This is a genomic window from Agrococcus beijingensis (genome assembly GCF_030758955.1).
Taxonomy (GTDB): Bacteria; Actinomycetota; Actinomycetes; order Actinomycetales; family Microbacteriaceae; genus Agrococcus; species Agrococcus beijingensis.
The window spans coordinates 110,741-128,179 of record NZ_CP132360.1; the positions used below are offsets into that span (position 1 = coordinate 110,741).

General features: G+C 73.3%; 18 protein-coding genes. 8 read left to right on the forward strand and 10 right to left on the reverse strand.

Going from position 1 to position 17,439, the window contains the following annotated elements; genetic code table 11:
- Positions 1 to 17: 17 nt before the first annotated feature.
- From Q9250_RS00520 to Q9250_RS00545, 6 genes are all read right to left on the reverse strand, one after another.
- Positions 18 to 971 carry a hypothetical protein gene (locus Q9250_RS00520; protein ID WP_306232622.1) on the reverse strand — a complete coding sequence of 318 codons (954 nt, stop codon included), beginning with the start codon at positions 969 to 971 and terminating at the stop codon, positions 18 to 20.
- On the reverse strand, positions 968 to 1,570 hold the full coding sequence (locus tag Q9250_RS00525) for an ATP-binding cassette domain-containing protein (RefSeq protein WP_306232623.1): 603 nt from the start codon (positions 1,568 to 1,570) through the stop codon (positions 968 to 970). Before Q9250_RS00525 ends, Q9250_RS00520 begins: the two co-directional genes overlap by 4 nt.
- Positions 1,561 to 2,577, reverse strand: a complete 1,017-nt coding sequence (locus tag Q9250_RS00530; RefSeq protein WP_306232624.1) for a peptidoglycan-binding domain-containing protein — start codon at positions 2,575 to 2,577, stop codon at positions 1,561 to 1,563. The genes Q9250_RS00525 and Q9250_RS00530 overlap by 10 nt, the downstream gene beginning before the upstream one ends.
- A complete protein-coding gene (locus Q9250_RS00535) occupies positions 2,574 to 2,921 on the reverse strand; it encodes a hypothetical protein (protein WP_306232625.1) in 348 nt (115 codons plus the stop codon). Before Q9250_RS00535 ends, Q9250_RS00530 begins: the two co-directional genes overlap by 4 nt.
- Before the next feature lie 105 nt (positions 2,922 to 3,026).
- Complete coding sequence (locus Q9250_RS00540) at positions 3,027 to 3,272, reverse strand: acyl-CoA carboxylase epsilon subunit (protein ID WP_306232626.1); 246 nt, start codon at positions 3,270 to 3,272, stop codon at positions 3,027 to 3,029.
- Between the two features lie 26 nt (positions 3,273 to 3,298).
- Entirely contained in the window at positions 3,299 to 4,870 is a 1,572-nt protein-coding gene (locus Q9250_RS00545; protein ID WP_306233874.1) for an acyl-CoA carboxylase subunit beta, read from the reverse strand.
- A 146-nt stretch (positions 4,871 to 5,016) separates the two neighbouring features.
- Here Q9250_RS00545 and Q9250_RS00550 point away from each other — a divergent pair, with 146 nt between their 5' ends.
- From Q9250_RS00550 to galE, 7 genes are all read left to right on the forward strand, one after another.
- The gene (locus Q9250_RS00550) at positions 5,017 to 5,742 is read left to right on the forward strand and encodes a biotin--[acetyl-CoA-carboxylase] ligase (protein ID WP_306232627.1); all 726 of its coding nucleotides are present in this window, start codon (positions 5,017 to 5,019) and stop codon (positions 5,740 to 5,742) included.
- Positions 5,743 to 5,759: 17 nt separating this feature from the next.
- The gene (locus tag Q9250_RS00555) at positions 5,760 to 6,239 is read left to right on the forward strand and encodes a PH domain-containing protein (RefSeq protein ID WP_306232628.1); all 480 of its coding nucleotides are present in this window, start codon (positions 5,760 to 5,762) and stop codon (positions 6,237 to 6,239) included.
- 37 nt (positions 6,240 to 6,276) lie between these two features.
- Positions 6,277 to 7,590 carry a UDP-glucose dehydrogenase family protein gene (locus Q9250_RS00560; protein ID WP_306232629.1) on the forward strand — a complete coding sequence of 438 codons (1,314 nt, stop codon included), beginning with the start codon at positions 6,277 to 6,279 and terminating at the stop codon, positions 7,588 to 7,590.
- Positions 7,587 to 8,708, forward strand: a complete 1,122-nt coding sequence (locus Q9250_RS00565; protein WP_306232630.1) for a 5-(carboxyamino)imidazole ribonucleotide synthase — start codon at positions 7,587 to 7,589, stop codon at positions 8,706 to 8,708. Before Q9250_RS00560 ends, Q9250_RS00565 begins: the two co-directional genes overlap by 4 nt.
- Positions 8,709 to 8,822: 114 nt before the next feature.
- Positions 8,823 to 9,374, forward strand: coding sequence for a 5-(carboxyamino)imidazole ribonucleotide mutase (purE, locus tag Q9250_RS00570; protein ID WP_306232631.1), 552 nt, complete (start codon positions 8,823 to 8,825; stop codon positions 9,372 to 9,374).
- Positions 9,371 to 10,747: an LCP family protein gene (locus Q9250_RS00575; protein ID WP_306232632.1), complete on the forward strand. Its 1,377-nt coding sequence runs from the start codon at positions 9,371 to 9,373 to the stop codon at positions 10,745 to 10,747. The genes purE and Q9250_RS00575 overlap by 4 nt, the downstream gene beginning before the upstream one ends.
- A 23-nt stretch (positions 10,748 to 10,770) precedes the next feature.
- On the forward strand, positions 10,771 to 11,781 hold the full coding sequence (gene galE / locus Q9250_RS00580) for a UDP-glucose 4-epimerase GalE (protein ID WP_306232633.1): 1,011 nt from the start codon (positions 10,771 to 10,773) through the stop codon (positions 11,779 to 11,781).
- A gap of 1 nt (position 11,782) precedes the next feature.
- Here the strand turns inward: galE and Q9250_RS00585 are convergent, their stop codons facing one another.
- The 4 genes from Q9250_RS00585 to Q9250_RS00600 all read right to left on the reverse strand — a co-directional run bounded on the left by Q9250_RS00585 (position 11,783) and on the right by Q9250_RS00600 (position 16,291).
- The gene (locus tag Q9250_RS00585) at positions 11,783 to 12,739 is read right to left on the reverse strand and encodes a glycosyltransferase family 2 protein (protein ID WP_306232634.1); all 957 of its coding nucleotides are present in this window, start codon (positions 12,737 to 12,739) and stop codon (positions 11,783 to 11,785) included.
- A gap of 1 nt (position 12,740) precedes the next feature.
- A complete protein-coding gene (locus Q9250_RS00590) occupies positions 12,741 to 13,865 on the reverse strand; it encodes a glycosyltransferase (protein WP_306232635.1) in 1,125 nt (374 codons plus the stop codon).
- Entirely contained in the window at positions 13,862 to 14,845 is a 984-nt protein-coding gene (rfbB, locus tag Q9250_RS00595) for a dTDP-glucose 4,6-dehydratase (protein WP_306232636.1), read from the reverse strand. Before rfbB ends, Q9250_RS00590 begins: the two co-directional genes overlap by 4 nt.
- Before the next feature lie 63 nt (positions 14,846 to 14,908).
- Positions 14,909 to 16,291: a cell wall-binding repeat-containing protein gene (locus Q9250_RS00600; RefSeq protein ID WP_306232637.1), complete on the reverse strand. Its 1,383-nt coding sequence runs from the start codon at positions 16,289 to 16,291 to the stop codon at positions 14,909 to 14,911.
- 122 nt (positions 16,292 to 16,413) lie between these two features.
- Here Q9250_RS00600 and Q9250_RS00605 point away from each other — a divergent pair, with 122 nt between their 5' ends.
- Positions 16,414 to 17,388, forward strand: a complete 975-nt coding sequence (locus tag Q9250_RS00605) for a hypothetical protein (RefSeq protein ID WP_306232638.1) — start codon at positions 16,414 to 16,416, stop codon at positions 17,386 to 17,388.
- Positions 17,389 to 17,439: the final 51 nt, after the last annotated feature.

Here is a 17,439-nt window from a genome sequence, read left to right on the forward strand (position 1 = left end):
TGCTGCCTTGCGGCGGCTCAGCGCTGTCGGAACGACCGGTAGACGTCGCGCTCTCGGATCGAGGCAGCGGTGATGGCACCGCCGGCGAGTGCCCCGATCGCCCCTGCGAACGGGGCGAGCAGCGAGAGGCCGATGCCGGCGGCGAGTGCCTCGCGACTGACGCCGAGGTGCCGGGCGCTTGCGAGCTCGAGCTTGCGCAACAGCACCGCGCCGGCCCCGATCGCAGCGAGGGCCAGTGCCCCGGCCAGGGGCAGCAGTCGCGTCGGCCGCTCATGGAACGCCGAGGCGGCGTCCAGCTCCGCGCCCAGGCGGGGATTCAGCTGCCGGAGGTCCGGTGGCGTGTCCGACGCGCCCGTCGCGACCGTCTGCAGCAGCATCTGATGAGCGTCCGCCGCTGGCCACGTTCGCATCCAGCACGCGTCGTAGTGCCCGGGGTCCGTCGTCGGTACCAGCATCGCGAAGCCGAGACCAAGCATCCGTCCGTCGCTCGGGTATCGGTAGACGCCCCCGACGGCCGTCGAACCATCGATGAGCGGCAACCGCTCGCCCATCGCGGCGTCGAGCATGGAGGCCGCCTCGGAGGAGAGAAGTACGCCGGCGCCGCTGGTCTTGGTGCCGAGCACCGCACCGAACTCCGGTGTCACCTCGAACGTCGGGATCGAGGAGCCCGGCGCGCTCGCGGCGAACCTGGGTTCGTCAGCGCGGATGGCGCCGGCCGCCTCGACGCCGGCGACCTGCACGAGTGCGCGGCACCTCGAGGCATCGATGCCGCCCGAGGACTGCACCACCAGCACGTCGGCACCCGCAGCGCGGAAGGCCTCGGCGCGGGCGTCTGCGGCAGCGACGGCCGCGAGGTCTGACAGTTGCGCCACGAGCACGACGAGCGAGGCCAGCGCCGCGAGCAGCACGGGCCGGGCCGCGCCGCTTGCCACGTTCCGCCAGGCCTCCCGCCAGATCGCCCGCCAGCTCATCGTCGCCCCGCGATGTCGAGCACGACGTCGCACGCGTCTCGCGTCGCCGCATCGTGCGTGGCGACCACGATGACCGTGTCGGGCGCGGTGAGGCTCCGCAGCATGGCGTTCACAATCGCCGCGGTCGCGCGGTCGAGCTGCGCGGTGGGCTCGTCGACGAGCAGCAGCGACGGATCAGTCGCGAGGGCGCGGGCCACCATGAGGCGCTGAGCCTCTCCGCCCGAGATGGTGTCGAAGCGCGCTTCAGCCCGGTCGGCGAGGCCGACGGCATCGAGCAGACGCTCCGCTTCGGCGTCAGCCTCGTCCTCAGCGACGCCTCGCGCCGAGAGCGGTAGCAGCACATGGTCGGCCACGGAGCGGCGGGGCACGCCGTGCGGAAGCTGCGGCACCCAAATGACGCGTCGAGAGCGATCGTGCTCGACGGTGCCCTCGGCAGGGGCGAAGAGCCCCGCGAGGATCGCCAGGAGCGTACTCTTGCCAGAGCCCGAGGGGCCGGTCACCGCGATGCTCGAGCCACCGGCGATCTCCGCGCTCAGACGTCGGAACAGCCAAGGCCCGCCGTTGAAGCGGTGCCCGAGCCCGTCAAGCGTCAGTCGCATGTCGCGAGGTCGGGAGCCTGCAGCGCGACGGCGGCGGGCGCCGCGCGGTCGAACGCCACGAACGTGTGACCCAGCTGCGAACCGAGGATTGTCACAGCGAGCGGCGTCCCGTCGCCGAGCACGCATCCCGACACGCCGTCGTCCGAGGAGATCGAGCCCGGCGGGACAGCGGCTGCCTCGACCGGCTGTGCGAGCCGCGTCATCGCTTGCAGCGTCGGGGTCCCGCCGGCAGCCGCCGCAATCGCGCTGGGTGTCGCGGCCATCGCTGCGAGCTGGTCGCGTGCGACCGAGCCGTCGGCGCTCAGCGACAGCTGCAAGTCGTCGACCAGCAGCGTGCGCTCGAGCGGCGGTCCATCGACGAACGCGCGAGCACCGGCGATCGGGGGCGCGGCCGTGATCACGTTGTCGCCTGCGACGATGCGGGCGCCGAGGGCCGAGTCACAGCTGCCCACGACGGCTTCCGGAGCCGGCAGCCAGAGCGTGTCGGTCACGGCACCGCCGGCGATCGGATCGTCGGCGGGGAGCCCGACACCCGCGAGCACGGCGACGAGCGCGCGCTGCGTCGCGGGGCCGAAGGTGCCGACGTCGGCGCTTACGTCGTGACCGAGCCTGCGCAGCTCCGCCTGCAGCCCATCGACGTCTGCGCCGAGCATCCCCGTCTCAAGATCACGCCACCAGGGCGTGGCGCCGTGCAGCGCGAGCACAGCTCGGCCATCCACCCGCATCGCACCGGATCCCGAGCTGACCGTCGAGCCTGGCGCGCAGGTGATCTCCGTCACCGTGCCCGCGGTCGGCGAGCGCAGCGCGACAGGCTGGCCGAATTGCACTTCGACTGTGACGGACCTGGCGTCGTCGAACGGCTGGACCGTCACGGGTGCGCTGGTCACCGTCGGTGCTTGGGCCGCGGACTGCGGCGCGAACGGCTGCCGGAGCACGACGACGACGAGCACCGCCAGCAGCACTGACGCGACGATGCCGCTGAGAATCACGGCAGCGCGTGCGCTCACGGGGCGGGCGCCCCGCCGGCCAGGCATGCGGCGAACCGTGCGTCGTCGACGTCGAACGACGGCGCGCCGGAAGCCATCTCGCGCGCGTAGTCCTCCGCCGTGAATGACGGATCCACGAGACCGGACTGCTGGAGGCACGGCACCATGCGCGCCGGCTCTCCGAGATTCTCAGGATCGCGCTGCACCGCGAGGTAGACCATGTCGACCTGCCCCAGTCGAGATTCCTGGCATTCGCCGACGATCGCATGCAGGTCGTCGTCCGGCCAGCCTGCAGGCGTGCGGATGTTGAGGGTCCCGTCGCCCTCGTAAGAACCGCCTCCGGCCCCTGCATCCGACAGGCGCACCCGCTGCTCACGTCCTTGTGATCTGCGCAGTCCCTCCGCTAGGAGTCGCTGCGCTGCGCCAGTTCGAGGCGGTTCGTCGTCGCGTCAGCGGCCGCGGGACGCTCGTCACCGGCGCTGCCAGCGGTTGCCGCTGGGCGTGCGCGACTTCGCCTGCCACTCGCTCTCGGTGTCGAGCACGCGCCGGTGCTTCGTCTCGGCCCACTCCGCCGCGAGCCCGACGAGCACCGCTTGGACGGCCGCCCGCTCCTCGGCCGTCGGCGAGCCGTCGACCACGGTCATGATGGGGTCGGATGCGTCCTGGGCGCCCGCGGGCTCGTCGCCGTCGCGCTCGTTCGCAGCGGCCTCGCTCACAGCGGCCTCGTTGGCAGGGGCCTCGCTCACAGCGGGATGTTCCCGTGCTTCTTCTCGGGCCGGATGACCCGCTTCGTGCGCAGCGCCCGGAACGCGCGGGTGATCATCACGCGCGTCTCGGCGGGCTCGATGATGCCGTCGAGCTCGCCGCGCTCGGCAGCGAGGAAGGGAGAGGCCACGTTGTAGGTGTACTCGCTGGCCAGCTGCGCCCGCACCTGCGCGACGTCGTCGCCGTTCGCCTCTGCGGCCTTGATCTCGTTGCGGTAGAGGATGTTCACGGCGCCCTGCCCGCCCATCACGGCGATCTCGGCCGAGGGCCAGGCGACGTTGATGTCGGCGCCCAGCTGCTTCGAGCCCATCACGATGTAGGCGCCGCCGTAGGCCTTGCGGGTGATGACCGTCACCATCGGCACGGTCGCCTCGGCGTAGGCGTAGAGCAGCTTCGCGCCGCGCCGGATGACGCCCGACCACTCCTGGTCGGTGCCGGGCAAGTAGCCGGGCACGTCGACGATCGTCAGGATCGGGATCGAGAAGGCGTCGCAGAAGCGCACGAAGCGGGCGGCCTTCTCGCCGGCCTCGATGTTGAGCGTGCCGGCCATCTGCTTCGGCTGGTTCGCGATCACGCCGACCGTGCGGCCCTCGAGGCGGCCGAAGCCGATCACGATGTTCGGCGCGTAGAGCGGCTGCACCTCGAGGAACTCGCGGTCGTCCATGAGCGTCTCGATGATGCCCAGCACGTCGTAGGGCTGGTTCGGCGAGTCGGGGATGATCGTGTTCAGCCGACGGTCCGCGTCGTTCACGACGCGCTCGGCGGTGTGGTCGTAGGCCGGAACCTCTGACTGGTTGTTGTCGGGCAGGTAGGCGAGCAGCGCGCGCACGTAGTCGAGCGCGTCGTCCTCGTCGGCGGCCAGGTAGTGGCTGACGCCCGAGACCGTGTTGTGGGTGCGCCCGCCGCCGAGCTCCTCGAAGCCGACCTCCTCGCCGGTGACCGTCTTGATCACGTCGGGGCCGGTGACGAACATGTGGCTCGACTTGTCGACCATGATCACGAAGTCGGTGAGCGCGGGGGAGTAGACGGCGCCGCCGGCCGCCGGGCCCATGACGATCGAGATCTGGGGGATGACGCCGGAGGCTGCCGTGTTGTTGCGGAAGATCTCGCCGTACTTGCCGAGCGCGACCACGCCCTCCTGGATCCGGGCGCCGCCCGAGTCGAGCATGCCGACGATGGGCACGCCCACCTTCATCGCGTACTCCTGGATCTTCGTGATCTTCTCGCCGGCCACCTCGCCGAGCGAGCCGCCGAAGGTCGTGAAGTCCTGCGCGTAGACAGCCACGCGCCTGCCGTGCACCGTGCCGATGCCGGTGACCACGGCATCCCCGTACGGACGGTTCTTCTCCATGCCGAAGGCGGTCGTGCGGTGGCGCACGTAGGCGTCGAACTCGACGAACGATCCCTGGTCGACGAACTGCTCGACGCGCTCGCGCGCCGTCTTCTTGCCCTTCGCGCCCTGGCGCTCCTTGGCCTTCGACTCCTTGTCGGTCACCGCCTCGGCGTGCCGCCTGCGCAGGTCGTCGATGCGCGCGGCGGTCGTCGTCATGGGCTGCGCGGCAGGGGTCTCGTCAGTCACGCCTGCCACTCTAGAGGGCGGCCCATGCGCGACGTTTGTGGACTCCCACAGCGATCCGCCCAGAATCGGTGGCGATCGTCTCCAGCCTGGGCCCCGCGCTCGCCTAGGCTGGAGCCATGCTCTTCCCAGGCGCCGCCCGCGCCGCCAACGTCGTCGAGCTCGGCACCGTCGGCTCGACGTTCGACGCCGTCGACGAGCGCGCCGAGCACCTCACCACGTGGGCCACCCTCGACCAGCGCTCCGGCCGGGGTCGGCTCGGCCGCGAGTGGGTCTCGCCCGCCGGAAAGTGCCTGTCGGCCACCGTGCTCGTGCGCACGAAGCGGATGCGCGAGCACGAGATCGGGTGGCTCCCGTTGGCCGCGGGGCTGGCCCTCGCCGACGCGCTCGACACCCTCGTCGCCGACCGCGCCGCCATCAAGTGGCCGAACGACGTGCTGGTCGACGGCAAGAAGGTGGCGGGCATCCTCTGCGAGCGGCGTCGCACGGGCGTGGCGGTCGGCTTCGGCGTGAACCTCACGTTGACGAGCGCCGAGCTGCCGACCGACACGGCGACCTCGCTGACGCTCGAGGGCGCCGAGGGCTCCGCCCCGGTGCTCGCCGACGCGATCCTCTGCCACATGCTGCGCTCGCTCGACGCGCTGCTGCCCGCGCTCGGCACCGAGCCGCTGCGCGCCGCGATCGCGGCCGAGCTGGCGACGATCGGCCGCGACGTGCGCGTCGAGCTGCCCAGCGGCGCGCTGCGCGGCCGGGCCGTCGGGCTGGGCGCCGGCGGCGAGCTGCAGGTCGAGACCGACGACGGGATCGTCGACGTGCGGGCCGGCGACGTGGTGCACGTGCGCTGATGCGAGAGAATCGTCGGGTGCACACCGGCGACGAGCGAGTGATCGCGCGCATGCGACCCCACGCGCGCGTGCTGGTCGTGCCTGTGCTCGTGCTCTGGGCGTGCGCCGGGCTCGCGATGCTGCTGCTCGACCGCGTCGACTGGCCGCTCTGGAACGTCGCGGTGCTCACCGTCGCCGGCATCGTCGTCGCGCTGCTGACCGTGGTGCCGACGCTCGCCTGGCTCTCCCGCGGCTTCGTGTTCACGACTGAGCGGGTCATCATCCGCTCGGGCTTCGGCGGCACCCGGCGCGAGACGATGCTGTCGCGCGTGCACGACGTCACCGTGCGCCGGCGCGGCCTGCAGGCGCTCTTCGGCGCCGGCGACGTGCTGCTGTCGACCGGCGGCGATCGCGCCGTGGTGCTCTCCGACGTGCCCAGCGCATCCCTCGTGCAGCGCACGATCTCAGAGCTGCTGGGGGCGCAGGGCCCCGTCACCCCCGAGCGCGTCGACGCCTGAACCCGTGCGCCGCCAGGCGCGACCAGAAGGAGCATCCATGAAGATCGCCGTGATCGGCTGCGGCTACCTGGGCGCGGTGCACGCCGCCGCCATGGCTTCGCTCGGCTACGAGACCGTCGGCGTCGACGTCGATGCGGCGAAGGTCGAGCGGCTGCGCCGCGGCGAGCCGCCGTTCTACGAGCCCGGGCTGCCCGAGCTGCTCAAGGGCGGGGTGGATGCGGGCACGCTGCGGTTCACGACGGAGGTGGCCGAGGCGGCCGGCGCCGACGTGGTCTTCATCGCGGTCGGCACGCCGCAGCTCGCCGGCTCCGACGCCGCCGACCTCGCCTACGTCGACGCGGCGATCGCCTCGCTGCTGCCGCACCTCACCGAGCGGTCGCTGATCGCGGGCAAGTCGACCGTGCCGGTGGGCACCGCGCGGCGCCTCGCCGAGATGGTCGCGCCCACCGGCGCGTCGCTCGCCTGGAACCCCGAGTTCCTGCGCGAGGGCTTCGCCGTGCAGGACACCCTCGCGCCCGACCGGCTCGTGTACGGCGTGCAGCGCGGCGACGACGCCTCCGTCGCGACGCTCGACACCGTGTACGCGTCGATCCTCGCCCGCGGCACGGAGCGGCTGGTGATGGACTACGCCACCGCCGAGCTCGTCAAGGTGAGCGCCAACGCGTTCCTCGCCACGAAGATCTCGTTCATCAACGCGATGGCCGAGCTGGCCGAGACGGTCGGCGCCGACGTGACGCAGCTCGCCGACGCCATCGGCCTCGACGCGCGCATCGGGCGCCGGTTCCTGAACGCCGGCCTCGGCTTCGGCGGCGGCTGCCTGCCGAAGGACATCCGCGCGTTCCAGGCGCGCGCCGAGGAGCTCGGCCACGGGGAGGCGCTCGGCTTCCTGCGCGAGGTCGACCAGATCAACCTGCGCCGGCGCGACCGCATGGCGTGGCTCGTCGAGCGCGAGCTGGCCGCGGTCGGCGGCGACCGCGTCGGCATGCTGGGCCTGGCGTTCAAGCCCGACAGCGACGACGTGCGCGACTCGCCGGCGCTCGACGTCTGCCGCATCCTCGAGCGCGGCGGCCGCCGCGTCACCGCCTACGACCCGCAGGCGCGCGAGACCGCGGGCCGGTCGATGCCGACGCTCGACATCGTCGGCTCGGTCGAGGATGCCGTGCGGCACGCCGACGTCATCGCGCTCGGCACCGAGTGGCAGGAGTTCCGCGACCTCGACCCCGAGCGCATCGGGGCGCTGACCGGCGCCCGCGTGGTGGTCGACGGGCGCAACGCGCTCGACGCGCAGCGCTGGTCGGCGGCAGGATTCAAGGTGGTCGGCCTCGGCCGGCCGGAGGTGGAGGCAGCATGATCGTCGGCGTCGTCGGAGGCGGGCAGCTCGCCCGCATGATGATCCCCGCGGCCGTCGCGCTCGGCATCGAGCTGCGCGTGCTCGCCGAGTCCGAGGGCATGTCGGCGTCGCTCGCGGCCACCGCCGTCGGCGACTACCGCGACGCATCCGTCGTGCTCGCCTTCGCCGAAGGCGTCGACGTCATCACGTTCGACCACGAGCACGTGCCGCAGGAGGTGCTGCGGCAGCTGGTCGACGCGGGCCACGCCGTGCACCCCGGGCCCGACGCGCTGCGCTTCGCGCAGGACAAGCGCGAGATGCGCCGCCGCATGGCCGAGCTCGGCGCACCGCAGCCCGACTGGGCGCCGGTGGATGCGGCGGAGGACCTCGAGCGGTTCCTCGCCGACCACGGCGGCGTGGGCGTGCTGAAGACCGCGACCGGCGGCTACGACGGCAAGGGCGTGCGGGTCGTGCGCTCGCTCGACGACGCCGCCGACTGGCTCGAGGGCGCCGCCGCCGGCGGGCCGCGGCTGCTGGTCGAGGAGCTCGTGCCGTTCCGCCGCGAGCTGGCGCAGCTCGTCGCCCGACGCCCCTCCGGCGAGGCGATGGTGTGGCCGCTCGTGCAGACCGTGCAGCAGGATGGCATCTGCGTCGAGGTGCTCGCGCCCGCGCCCGACGCCTTCCGGATCCAGCCCGTCGTCGACGACATCGCCCGCCGGGTCGCCTCTGGGCTCGGCATCACCGGCGTGCTCGCGATCGAGATGTTCGAGACCAGCGACGGCCGCGTGCTCGTCAACGAGCTGGCGATGCGCCCGCACAACTCCGGCCACTGGACGATCGACGGCTCGATCACCAGCCAGTTCGAGCAGCACCTGCGGGCCGTGCTCGACCTGCCGCTCGGCTCGACCGCCCTGCTCGCACCCGTCAGCGTGATGGTGAACGTCATCGGCGGCCCGGCCTCCGGCGCCATGGCCGACCGCTACGCCTCGGCGCTCGCCGCGCACCCCGACGTGAAGGTGCACTCCTACGCGAAGGCCGCGCGGCCCGGCCGCAAGGTCGGCCACGTGACCGCGGTCGGCGACGACCTCGACGAGGTCGCCTACCGGGCGAGGGCGGCGGCCGCGCACTTCGACGCCTGAGCGCCCCCGCCCTCGGCGACCGGACGCATCCGCCCCTTGCCGAGGAGGGTGAGCGGATGCGTCGCGGCGGCCGGGCGGTCGGGTCACGATCGCGGGCCGCGTACCCTTGACCTCATGCCTGCGCACGTCAGCATCATCATGGGATCGGACTCCGACTGGCGAGTCATGGAGGCGGCCAAGGCCGCGCTCGATGAGCTCGGCGTCGCCTCCGAGGTCGACGTCGTCTCCGCCCACCGGACGCCGCAGAAGATGGTCGACTTCGCGCGCGGCGCCGCCGACCGCGGCGTGCGCGTGATCATCGCGGGCGCCGGGGGCGCCGCGCACCTGCCCGGGATGGTGGCGTCGATGACGCGGCTGCCGGTGATCGGCGTGCCCGTGCCGCTCGAGCGGCTCGACGGCCTCGACAGCCTGCTGTCGATCGTGCAGATGCCCGCCGGCATCCCGGTCGCCACCGTCTCGATCGGCGGGGCGCGCAACGCCGGCATCCTCGCCGCGCGCATCCTCGGCACCACCGACGCCGCGCTCGCGGAGCGCCTCGACGCGTTCGCCGCCGACCTCGAGCGCGCCGTCGACGGCAAGGCGCAGGCGCTGCGCGATCGCGTGCAGGCGGCACCGGGCGGCAGCCCGCAGCGAGCACCGGGCGACCGCGCGGACGCGGGCGCATGACGCTGCTGCGCTCCCGCCATCCGCTGCGCGACCCCGACAGCCGCGACCCCGCCGTCATGCAGCGGCGCGGCTGGTGGCTGGTGGTGATCGGCTTCCTGCTGCCCGGCAGCGCCCAGGTGCTCGCGGGCAACCGACGGCTGGGCCGCGTGGGGCTCGCCGCGACGCTCACGCTGCTGACGCTGCTGGTGATCGCCGCGATCCTCTGGTCGGTGTGGCGCACGGCGCTGCTGACGGTCGTCGGCAACTCCGTCGGGCTGCTGGTGGTCGAGGTGCTGCTCGTCGCCTACGCGGTGCTCTGGCTCGTGCTCGGCTTCGACACGCTCCGCCTCGCGCGCCTGCGCAAGGTCGAGGGCGGCGCGCGCGCCGGCATCGCGGCGCTCGCGATCCTCGCGACGGTCGCCCCGGCGGCGCTCGCGGGCTACGGCGCAACGGTGGTGGACGCATCCCGCGGCCTCGTCTCGAACCTGTTCGACTTCGCCGGTCCCGCGGTCGAGCCGATCGACGGCCGCTACACGTTCCTGCTGCTCGGCGGCGACGCCGGCGACGACCGCGTGGGCCTGCGCGCCGACTCGATGACGGTCGTCACCGTGAACGCCGACACCGGCGCGGCGACCATGATCGGCGTGCCCCGCAACCTGCGCAACGCGCCGTTCAGCGAGGGCTCGCCGATGTGGGGGCCGTGGCCGGACGGCTTCGACTGCGCGTCGAGCGACTGCTACCTGAACGGCACCTACACCTACGGCGAGGCGAACCCCGAGCTCTACCCCGACGCGGTCGCGAACGGCTCGAGCCCGGGCATCGAGGCGACGCGCGACGCGATCGAGGGCGTCACGGGCCTCGAGCTGCAGTTCTTCGTGCTCGTCGACATGCACGGCTTCGAAGACCTCGTGGATGCCCTGGGCGGCCTCGAGCTCGAGGTCACCAGCCGGGTGCCGATCGCCATCGAGGGCGGCCCGGTCGAGGCGTGGATCGAGCCAGGCCTGCAGCGCATGGACGGCTACCACGCGCTCTGGTACGCCCGCAGCCGGGCCGGCTCCTCCGACTACGAGCGGATGGAGCGGCAGCGGCAGGTGCAGGAGGCGATCATCGCCCAGTTCACCCCGCAGACGCTGCTGACGAAGTACGCCGAGCTCTCGGCTGCCGGGCAGGACATGGTGCAGACCGACATCCCGCAGTCGATGATCGGCGGCCTCTCGGAGCTGGCCCTCAAGACCCGCGACCTGCCGATCACCAACCTCGAGCTGGTGCCGCCGCAGGTGGACACCGGCGACCCCGACTTCGCCGAGATCCAGGCGATGGTGCAGGCGTCGCTCGCGGCCGCCGACGCGCAGCTGCCGCCCACCGACGCTCCCAGCGACACGCCGCAGCCGTGACGGCACCGAACCCAGGAGATCCCATGCGCGTCCTCCTCACCGGCGGTGCCGGCTACATCGGCTCGCACACCGCGATCGCGCTGCTCGCGCGCGGCCACCGCGTCGTCGTGCTCGACGACCTCGTGAACGCCAGCGAGGTCGCCCTCGAGCGGGCCGCTCGCATCGCCGGGGCCGAGATCCCGCTGGTCGTCGGCGACGCCGCCGACGTCGACCTGGTGCGCTCGGTGCTGCGCGAGCACCGGATCGACGCCGTCATCCACTTCGCGGGGCTGAAGGCCGTCGGCGAGTCGGTCGCCGAGCCACTCCGGTACTACGGCGTCAACCTGGGCACGGCGATCGGCACGCTGCAGGCGATGGCGGCGGAGGGCGTCGAGCGCTTCGTGTTCTCCTCCTCGGCGACGGTCTACGAGCAGCCGGGGCCGCTGCTGCGCGAGGACGCGCCGGTCGGCATCGCGCTCGAGAACCCCTACGGGCGCACCAAGGCGATGATCGAGAGCATCGTCACCGACGCCGCGGCCGCGGACGGCCGGCTGCAGGCGGCGCTGCTGCGCTACTTCAACCCGGTGGGCGCGCACGAGTCGGGCGACATCGGCGAGGATCCCAAGGGCATCCCCAACAACCTCATGCCGTACATCGCGCAGGTCGCCGCCGGTGAGCGCGAGCGGCTGCGGGTGTTCGGCGACGACTACGACACCCCCGACGGCACCGGGGTGCGCGACTACATCCACGTGGTCGACCTCGCCGAGGGCCACGTCGCGGCGCTCGAGGCGCTCGCGCCCGGCGTGCTGACCGTCAACCTCGGCACCGGCCAGGGAGCCACGGTGCTCGAGGTGCTGCGCGCGTTCGAGCGGGCCGTGGGCCGCGAGCTGCCCTTCGAGGTCGTCGACCGCAGGCCCGGCGACGCCGCGGTCAGCACCGCCGACCCCTCGCGCGCGCACGAGGTGCTCGGCTGGCGCGCGCGCCGCACCCTCGACGATGCGGTGCGCGACGCCTGGCGGTGGCAGAGCCGGAACCCGCGCGGCTACCGCGGCTGACTCAGCTGCGGCCCTCGAGCAGATCGCGGGCCACGTCGGCGAGCCCGCGGGAGAACCTGCCGTAGCGGCCGGCCGCCACGCCCCGCAGCACGCCGGGCAGCCGGAGGGCGCGCGGCCTCGGCAGCTGCGCGCGAGCACGCTCGTGCCGAGCCTTCTCGATCAGCGCCTGCAGGCTCGCGCCGCTCGCCAGGCCGCGCCGCTGCGCCTCGGTGGCGAGCGACGTCGCGCGCTCGGCCTTGCGCGCGTGCTTGCCCGAGTCGGCCTCGAGCACCCGTCGCAGCTTGCCCAGCGCGCTCAGCCGCTGCACGCCGATCTGGTTGCCGCCGTGCTGCCGGTAGTCGATGGTCTCCTCGGGCAGGTAGCGCACCCCGTCGCCGAGCGCCGCGCACATCGCGAGCCACTCGTCGTGGATCCACCCGGCCGGGATCGGCAGCGCGGCCACCGCGGCGTCGCGCCGCACGAGCACGGTGGCGCCGGTGACGAGGTTGCGCCGCAGCAGCGCGTCGAGCGCGCGACCCTCGGTCATGGCGGCGCGCTCCCACGGGCTCATCTCGAGCGAGGCCTCGAGCGTCGAGCCGAGCGGTGCGCCGTGCGCGTCGACCAGGCGGGCGCTCGAGTGCACGAGCGCGACCCCCTCGAGCTGCGGCAGCATCCGCTCGATGCGATCGGGGTGCCACACGTCGTCCTGGTCGCTCAGCGCCACGACGTCGCCGGTGGTGGCCGCGATCGCGTCGGCGAAGTTCGCGGCGACCCCGAGCGCGGTCTCGTGATGGCGGATGCGGATGGGCACGTCGGTCTCGGACGCCACCTCGCGCACGAGCTCGAGCGTGCGGTCGGTGGAGGCGTCGTCGCCGACGACGATCTCGCTCACCGGGTGCGTCTGCGCGAGGATGCTGCGCAGCTGCTGCTCGATCCAGCGCTCGCCCTGGTGCGTGCAGAGCGCGACGCTGACGCGCACCTCAGAGCTCCGCGTGCAGCTGCCACACCTGGTGGGCCGCGGCCTCCCAGGTGAACGCCTGGGCGCGATCCTGGGCGTGCAGGCGCAGGCGCGTGCGCTCCGCCTCGTCGGCGACCAGCGCGGCGAGCGCCGCGGCCAGCTCGTGCGCGCCGCCCTCGACGCCGACGCTCGCGCCGCTGGCGATCTCGGTCAGCGAGCGGGAGGCGAAGTGCACCGTCGGCGTGCCGAGCGCCGCGGCTTCGAGCAGGCTGAGCCCCAGCGCGTCGTGCTCGGCGACGTGCAGGTGCGCGAGCGCGCCGCCGTACACGCGGGCGAGCTGCGCGTCGCTGAGGTCGCCCAGCATGACCAGCCGCCCCGCGGGGATGCCCGCATCGACCGCCAGGCCCGCGAGCTGGGTCTCGCCCCACTGCACCGGCCCTGCCACGACGACCCGCAGATCCGGCATCGACGAGCTCGCGACCACCTCGACGAGGCGCTCGGCCTGACCGCGCGCGCCCGGCGTGGTGATCGCCAGCACGTACTCGGCGGGCAGCGTCAGGGCGGCGGCCGCCGACGGGGCTGCGGCAGCCGCCTCTGCGGCGGCGCGCAGCAGCGTCGTCGAGGGGGCGGGGTGCACGACCCGCACGCGGTCGGCGACGTCGTGGAGCAGCGCCAGATCCTCGGCGACGGCCGTGCTGGGCACGACGATGCCGTCGGCGATCTGCAGCGCGCGCTTCAGGGCTCGGTCGAACCAGCGCTGCTTGCGCTCGGAGCGGTCGGAGAACGACTGCAGGCCGTGCACGGTGACCGTCACCTGGTCGCCCGCATCGGGCTCGCGGCGCAGCGGCGCCATCAGGCTGGTGGCGTGCACGAGGCCGCGCACGGGGATGGTGGTGAGCGAGTGCAGCCACGCCTCCCGCAGCTCGCGCGCCGAGACGGCCGTCTGCCGCAGCTCGGCGAGCCCCGGCAGCGCCGCGGCGATCCGCTCCGAGCGATCGTCGCTCGCCTTCGCCGAGAGCCCGAGCACGTCGAACCCGGCAGGAGCGGTGGCGGCGAGCGCCCGCGCCATCTCGGTCGAGTAGCGGCCGACCATCGTCGACGAGCGCTCGCCGACCTCGTCGAGCACCACCGTCAGCCGGCTGCTCACAGCGAGGCCCTCTCCTTCAGCGGCTGCCACCAGCTGCGGTTGTCGCGGTACCACTCCACGACCGAGGCGAGCCCCTCGTCGAACGGCACCTGCGGCGCATAGCCGAGCTCGTCGCGGATCTTCGCGGTGTCGACCGAGTACCGGCGGTCGTGGCCTTTGCGGTCCTCCGCCTGCTCGACCGAGGACCAGTCGCGGCCGGTCGCCGCGAGCAGCCGCTCGGTCAACTCGCGGTTCGTCAGCTCGGTGCCGCCGCCGATGTTGTAGATCTCGCCGGGGCGACCGCCGGTCAGCACCAGCGCGATGCCGCGGCAGTGGTCGTCGACGTGCAGCCAGTCGCGCACGTGCTCGCCGTCGCCGTACAGCGGCACCGAGCGGTCGTCGATCAGGTTCGTCACGAACAGCGGGATGAGCTTCTCGGGGAAGTGGTAGGGCCCGTAGTTGTTCGAGCAGCGGGTGATGCGCGCGTCGAGGCCGTGGGTGCGGTGGTAGGAGCGCACCAGCAGATCGCTCGACGCCTTCGAGGCGGAGTACGGGCTGTTCGGCTGCAGCTGGTGCTCCTCGTCCCAGGATCCCTCGTCGATGGAGCCGTAGACCTCGTCGGTGGAGACGTGCACGAACCGGCGCACGTCGTGGCGCATGGCCGCGTCGAGCAGGCGCTGCGTGCCGACGACGTTCGTCTCGACGAAGACCGACGCGTCGCGCACCGAGCGGTCGACGTGGCTCTCCGCGGCGAAGTGCACGATCACGTCGGTGCCGGGCAGGATCCGGTCGAGCAGGCCGACGTCACGGATGTCGCCGTGCACGAAGGCGTAGCGGGGATGCTCGGCCACCTCGGCGAGATTGGCGAGGCTGCCCGAGTACGTCAGGGCGTCGAGCACGGTGATGGCCGCGCCCTCGATGCCCGGGAGCCGGTCGGCGAGCGCCATCCGCACGAAGTTCGAGCCGATGAAGCCGGCGCCGCCGGTGAGGAGGATCTTCACGAGGAGGGTCGCCTAACGTCGGGTGCAGGGCTCGGACGAGTCTAGCCGCCGCTCCCGCCCGGCTCAGCGCGTGCCGAAGTCGAGCACGTAGTACGCGTAGCCGTCGCTGCTCGTGGCGACGCCGATGCCGATGTGCGTGAACGATGCGCGCTGGATGTTCAGGCGGTGGCCCTCGGAGGCCATCCACGCCGTCATGATCCGGTTCGCGTCCGGTCCGCCGCTGCCCCAGGTGCGGCCGACGTTCTCGCCCCAGCCGCGCAGCGCGCAGGCTCGGGCCTCGGCGGTCAGGCTCGGGTTGTGGGCCGAGCCGGCCAGCCGCTGCGCCGCCATGCTGCCGGCCCAGCCCTCGGCCATGTCCTCGAGGCAGGCGTCCAGCGCCAGCGGGCGGGCGCCCACCGCCGCGCGCTCGGCGTTGATGCGCTGCAGCAGCGCGGAGGCGGTCTCGGAGGGGCTCGGCATCGGCGGCGGGCAGAGCTTGAGCGCCGCGGCGTCGGCGGAGACGGTCGAGAGGCCGCCCAGCACGGTCAGCTGCGTGCTGCCGAGCCGTCGCTGCTCGTCGGCGACCGAGGTGCTCGTGGCGCAGTGCGGAGAGGTGAGGTAGAGCGCTTCGTCGCGGAGCCCTGCGAAGACCGCGCCCACCAGGCCGTCGGGGAAGCCGGCGCCGCTCGCGAGCACCATGTCGGTACCGGAGCCGGGCGGCGTGAACGCGCGGTTGATCAGCACGGCCGTCTCGTAGCGGTCGGAGCCGGGGAAGCGGTCGACCGAGCGCCCTGTGGCCGCCAGCATCGCGCGCACGTCGTCGCCCACGCTGGCCGTGCTGCCGGGGATGTGGAAGCGCTGCACGCCCGCGACCCGCGAGGCCAGGCGCTGCTCGAAGGCGGGGCTCGCGCCCAGCGTCAGGATGACGCCGTGGCCCTCCCGCGCCGCCACGGCGCCGGCCGCCAGGGCGTCCGGGAACCCGGAGCCGCTCGCGACCCAGACGTCCGTGACCGTCGTGCGCAGCCGCATCCGATCGAGGAGCAGCATCGAGGTCTCGACGCGGTCGGCGCCGCCGATGCGCGTGACCTTCGGGCTCAGCTGCTGGGCCTGCGTCGCCACCGTGGCCGAGAGCGTCGCCTCGGAGCCGAGGATGACGACCTCGCTGGGGGCGAGCCGCCGGATCTCGTCGAGCGCGACCTGCGGGATGCCCTCCGGTCGCACGAGCAGCAGGTGCGCGCCCTCGCTCGCGGCGACCGGAGCCGCGGCCAGCGCGTCCGGGAACGACATGCCCGACGCCAGGAACACGGCCTCGCCGCGGGGCAGCTGCTGCGAGGCGAGCACGGCGGTCTCGAACCGGTCATCGCCGTCGATGCGCGAGGTCGCGGCGTTGGCGGCGGGGGCGGCACCACCGACGATCGCGGTGGCGACGACACCGATCACGGCCAATGCGGCGAGTCCTGCGCGCAAGGTTGCTCCTCTGGGGCTAGATTGCAAAGTTTTGCCACAGCAAAGATGGCAACGCGGGCTATCTTTCCGGCCGCTTCACAGCCCTGTCAAGAGGCGCGCACAGGCGGGCTATCGTGGTGCGCATGCTCGACCCCCGCCTGCGCCGCCTCGTCGAGCGGGGCCGCAGCGGGGCCCGCGCCGCGGCCTCCCGCGCCATCGGCGTGCCGCTGCAGCAGCATCCGACCGCCGCCCAGGACGACCGTCCGTCGCGCGAGCTGGTCGCCGAGATCGCACGCCTGCGGCTGCAGAGCCTGACCTCGCGGCGCTCCGTCGTCGACCCGGCGGGGGAGGCGGTCGTCACGATGACCACCCACGGCAGCCGCATCCTGCTCGCGTGGGTCGCGCTCGAGTCGATCGCCCGCGGCGACGTGCTGCCCCGGCGCCTCATCCTCAGCCTCGACGCGCCCGAGCTGGCCCGGCCGCTGCCGGCGCCGCTGCGTCGGCTGGTCGCCCGCGGGCTCGAGATCGTGCCCGCGAAGCCGGGCCTCCGCGTGCACGCGAAGTACTGGCCCTACGTCGGCGCCATCGCGCAGCACCGGATGCCGCTGGTCGTCAGCGACGACGACATGATCTATCCGCAGCGCTGGCTGCGCGTGCTGGTCGACGCGCACCGAGCGCAGCCCGAGCTCGTGCACGGGTTCCGCGTGCACGAGATGCAGTGCTCCGAGGGAGCGGTGTGGCCGTACCACCTGTGGATGCCGGCCGACGGCACGGCGCCCAGCTTCGCCCACTTCGCCACGGGGGTCTCCGGGCAGATCCTGCCGACGGCGCTGCTCGACCGCCTGCACGCGGCCGGCGAGGCGTTCCGCGAGCTCGCCCCGAGCGCCGACGACGTCTGGATCAACGCGCAGGCGGTGCGCGCGGGCATCCGCACGGCCCAGGTCGAGCAGCGCAGCCGCAACTTCCCGTTCGTGCCGGCGACGCAGGCGACCGGCCTCTACCAGGTCAACGTGGCCGGCCGCGAGAACGATGCGCAGCTGGCGCAGTCGCTGCAGCCCGCCGACGTCGCCCGCATCTGCGCCGACTTCGAGGCGATCCAGCAGCGCCGCCGCGGCTGAGCCCCGCGGCCAGGGATGACGACGGCGCGCCCGGGCTAGACTCGCTCAGGC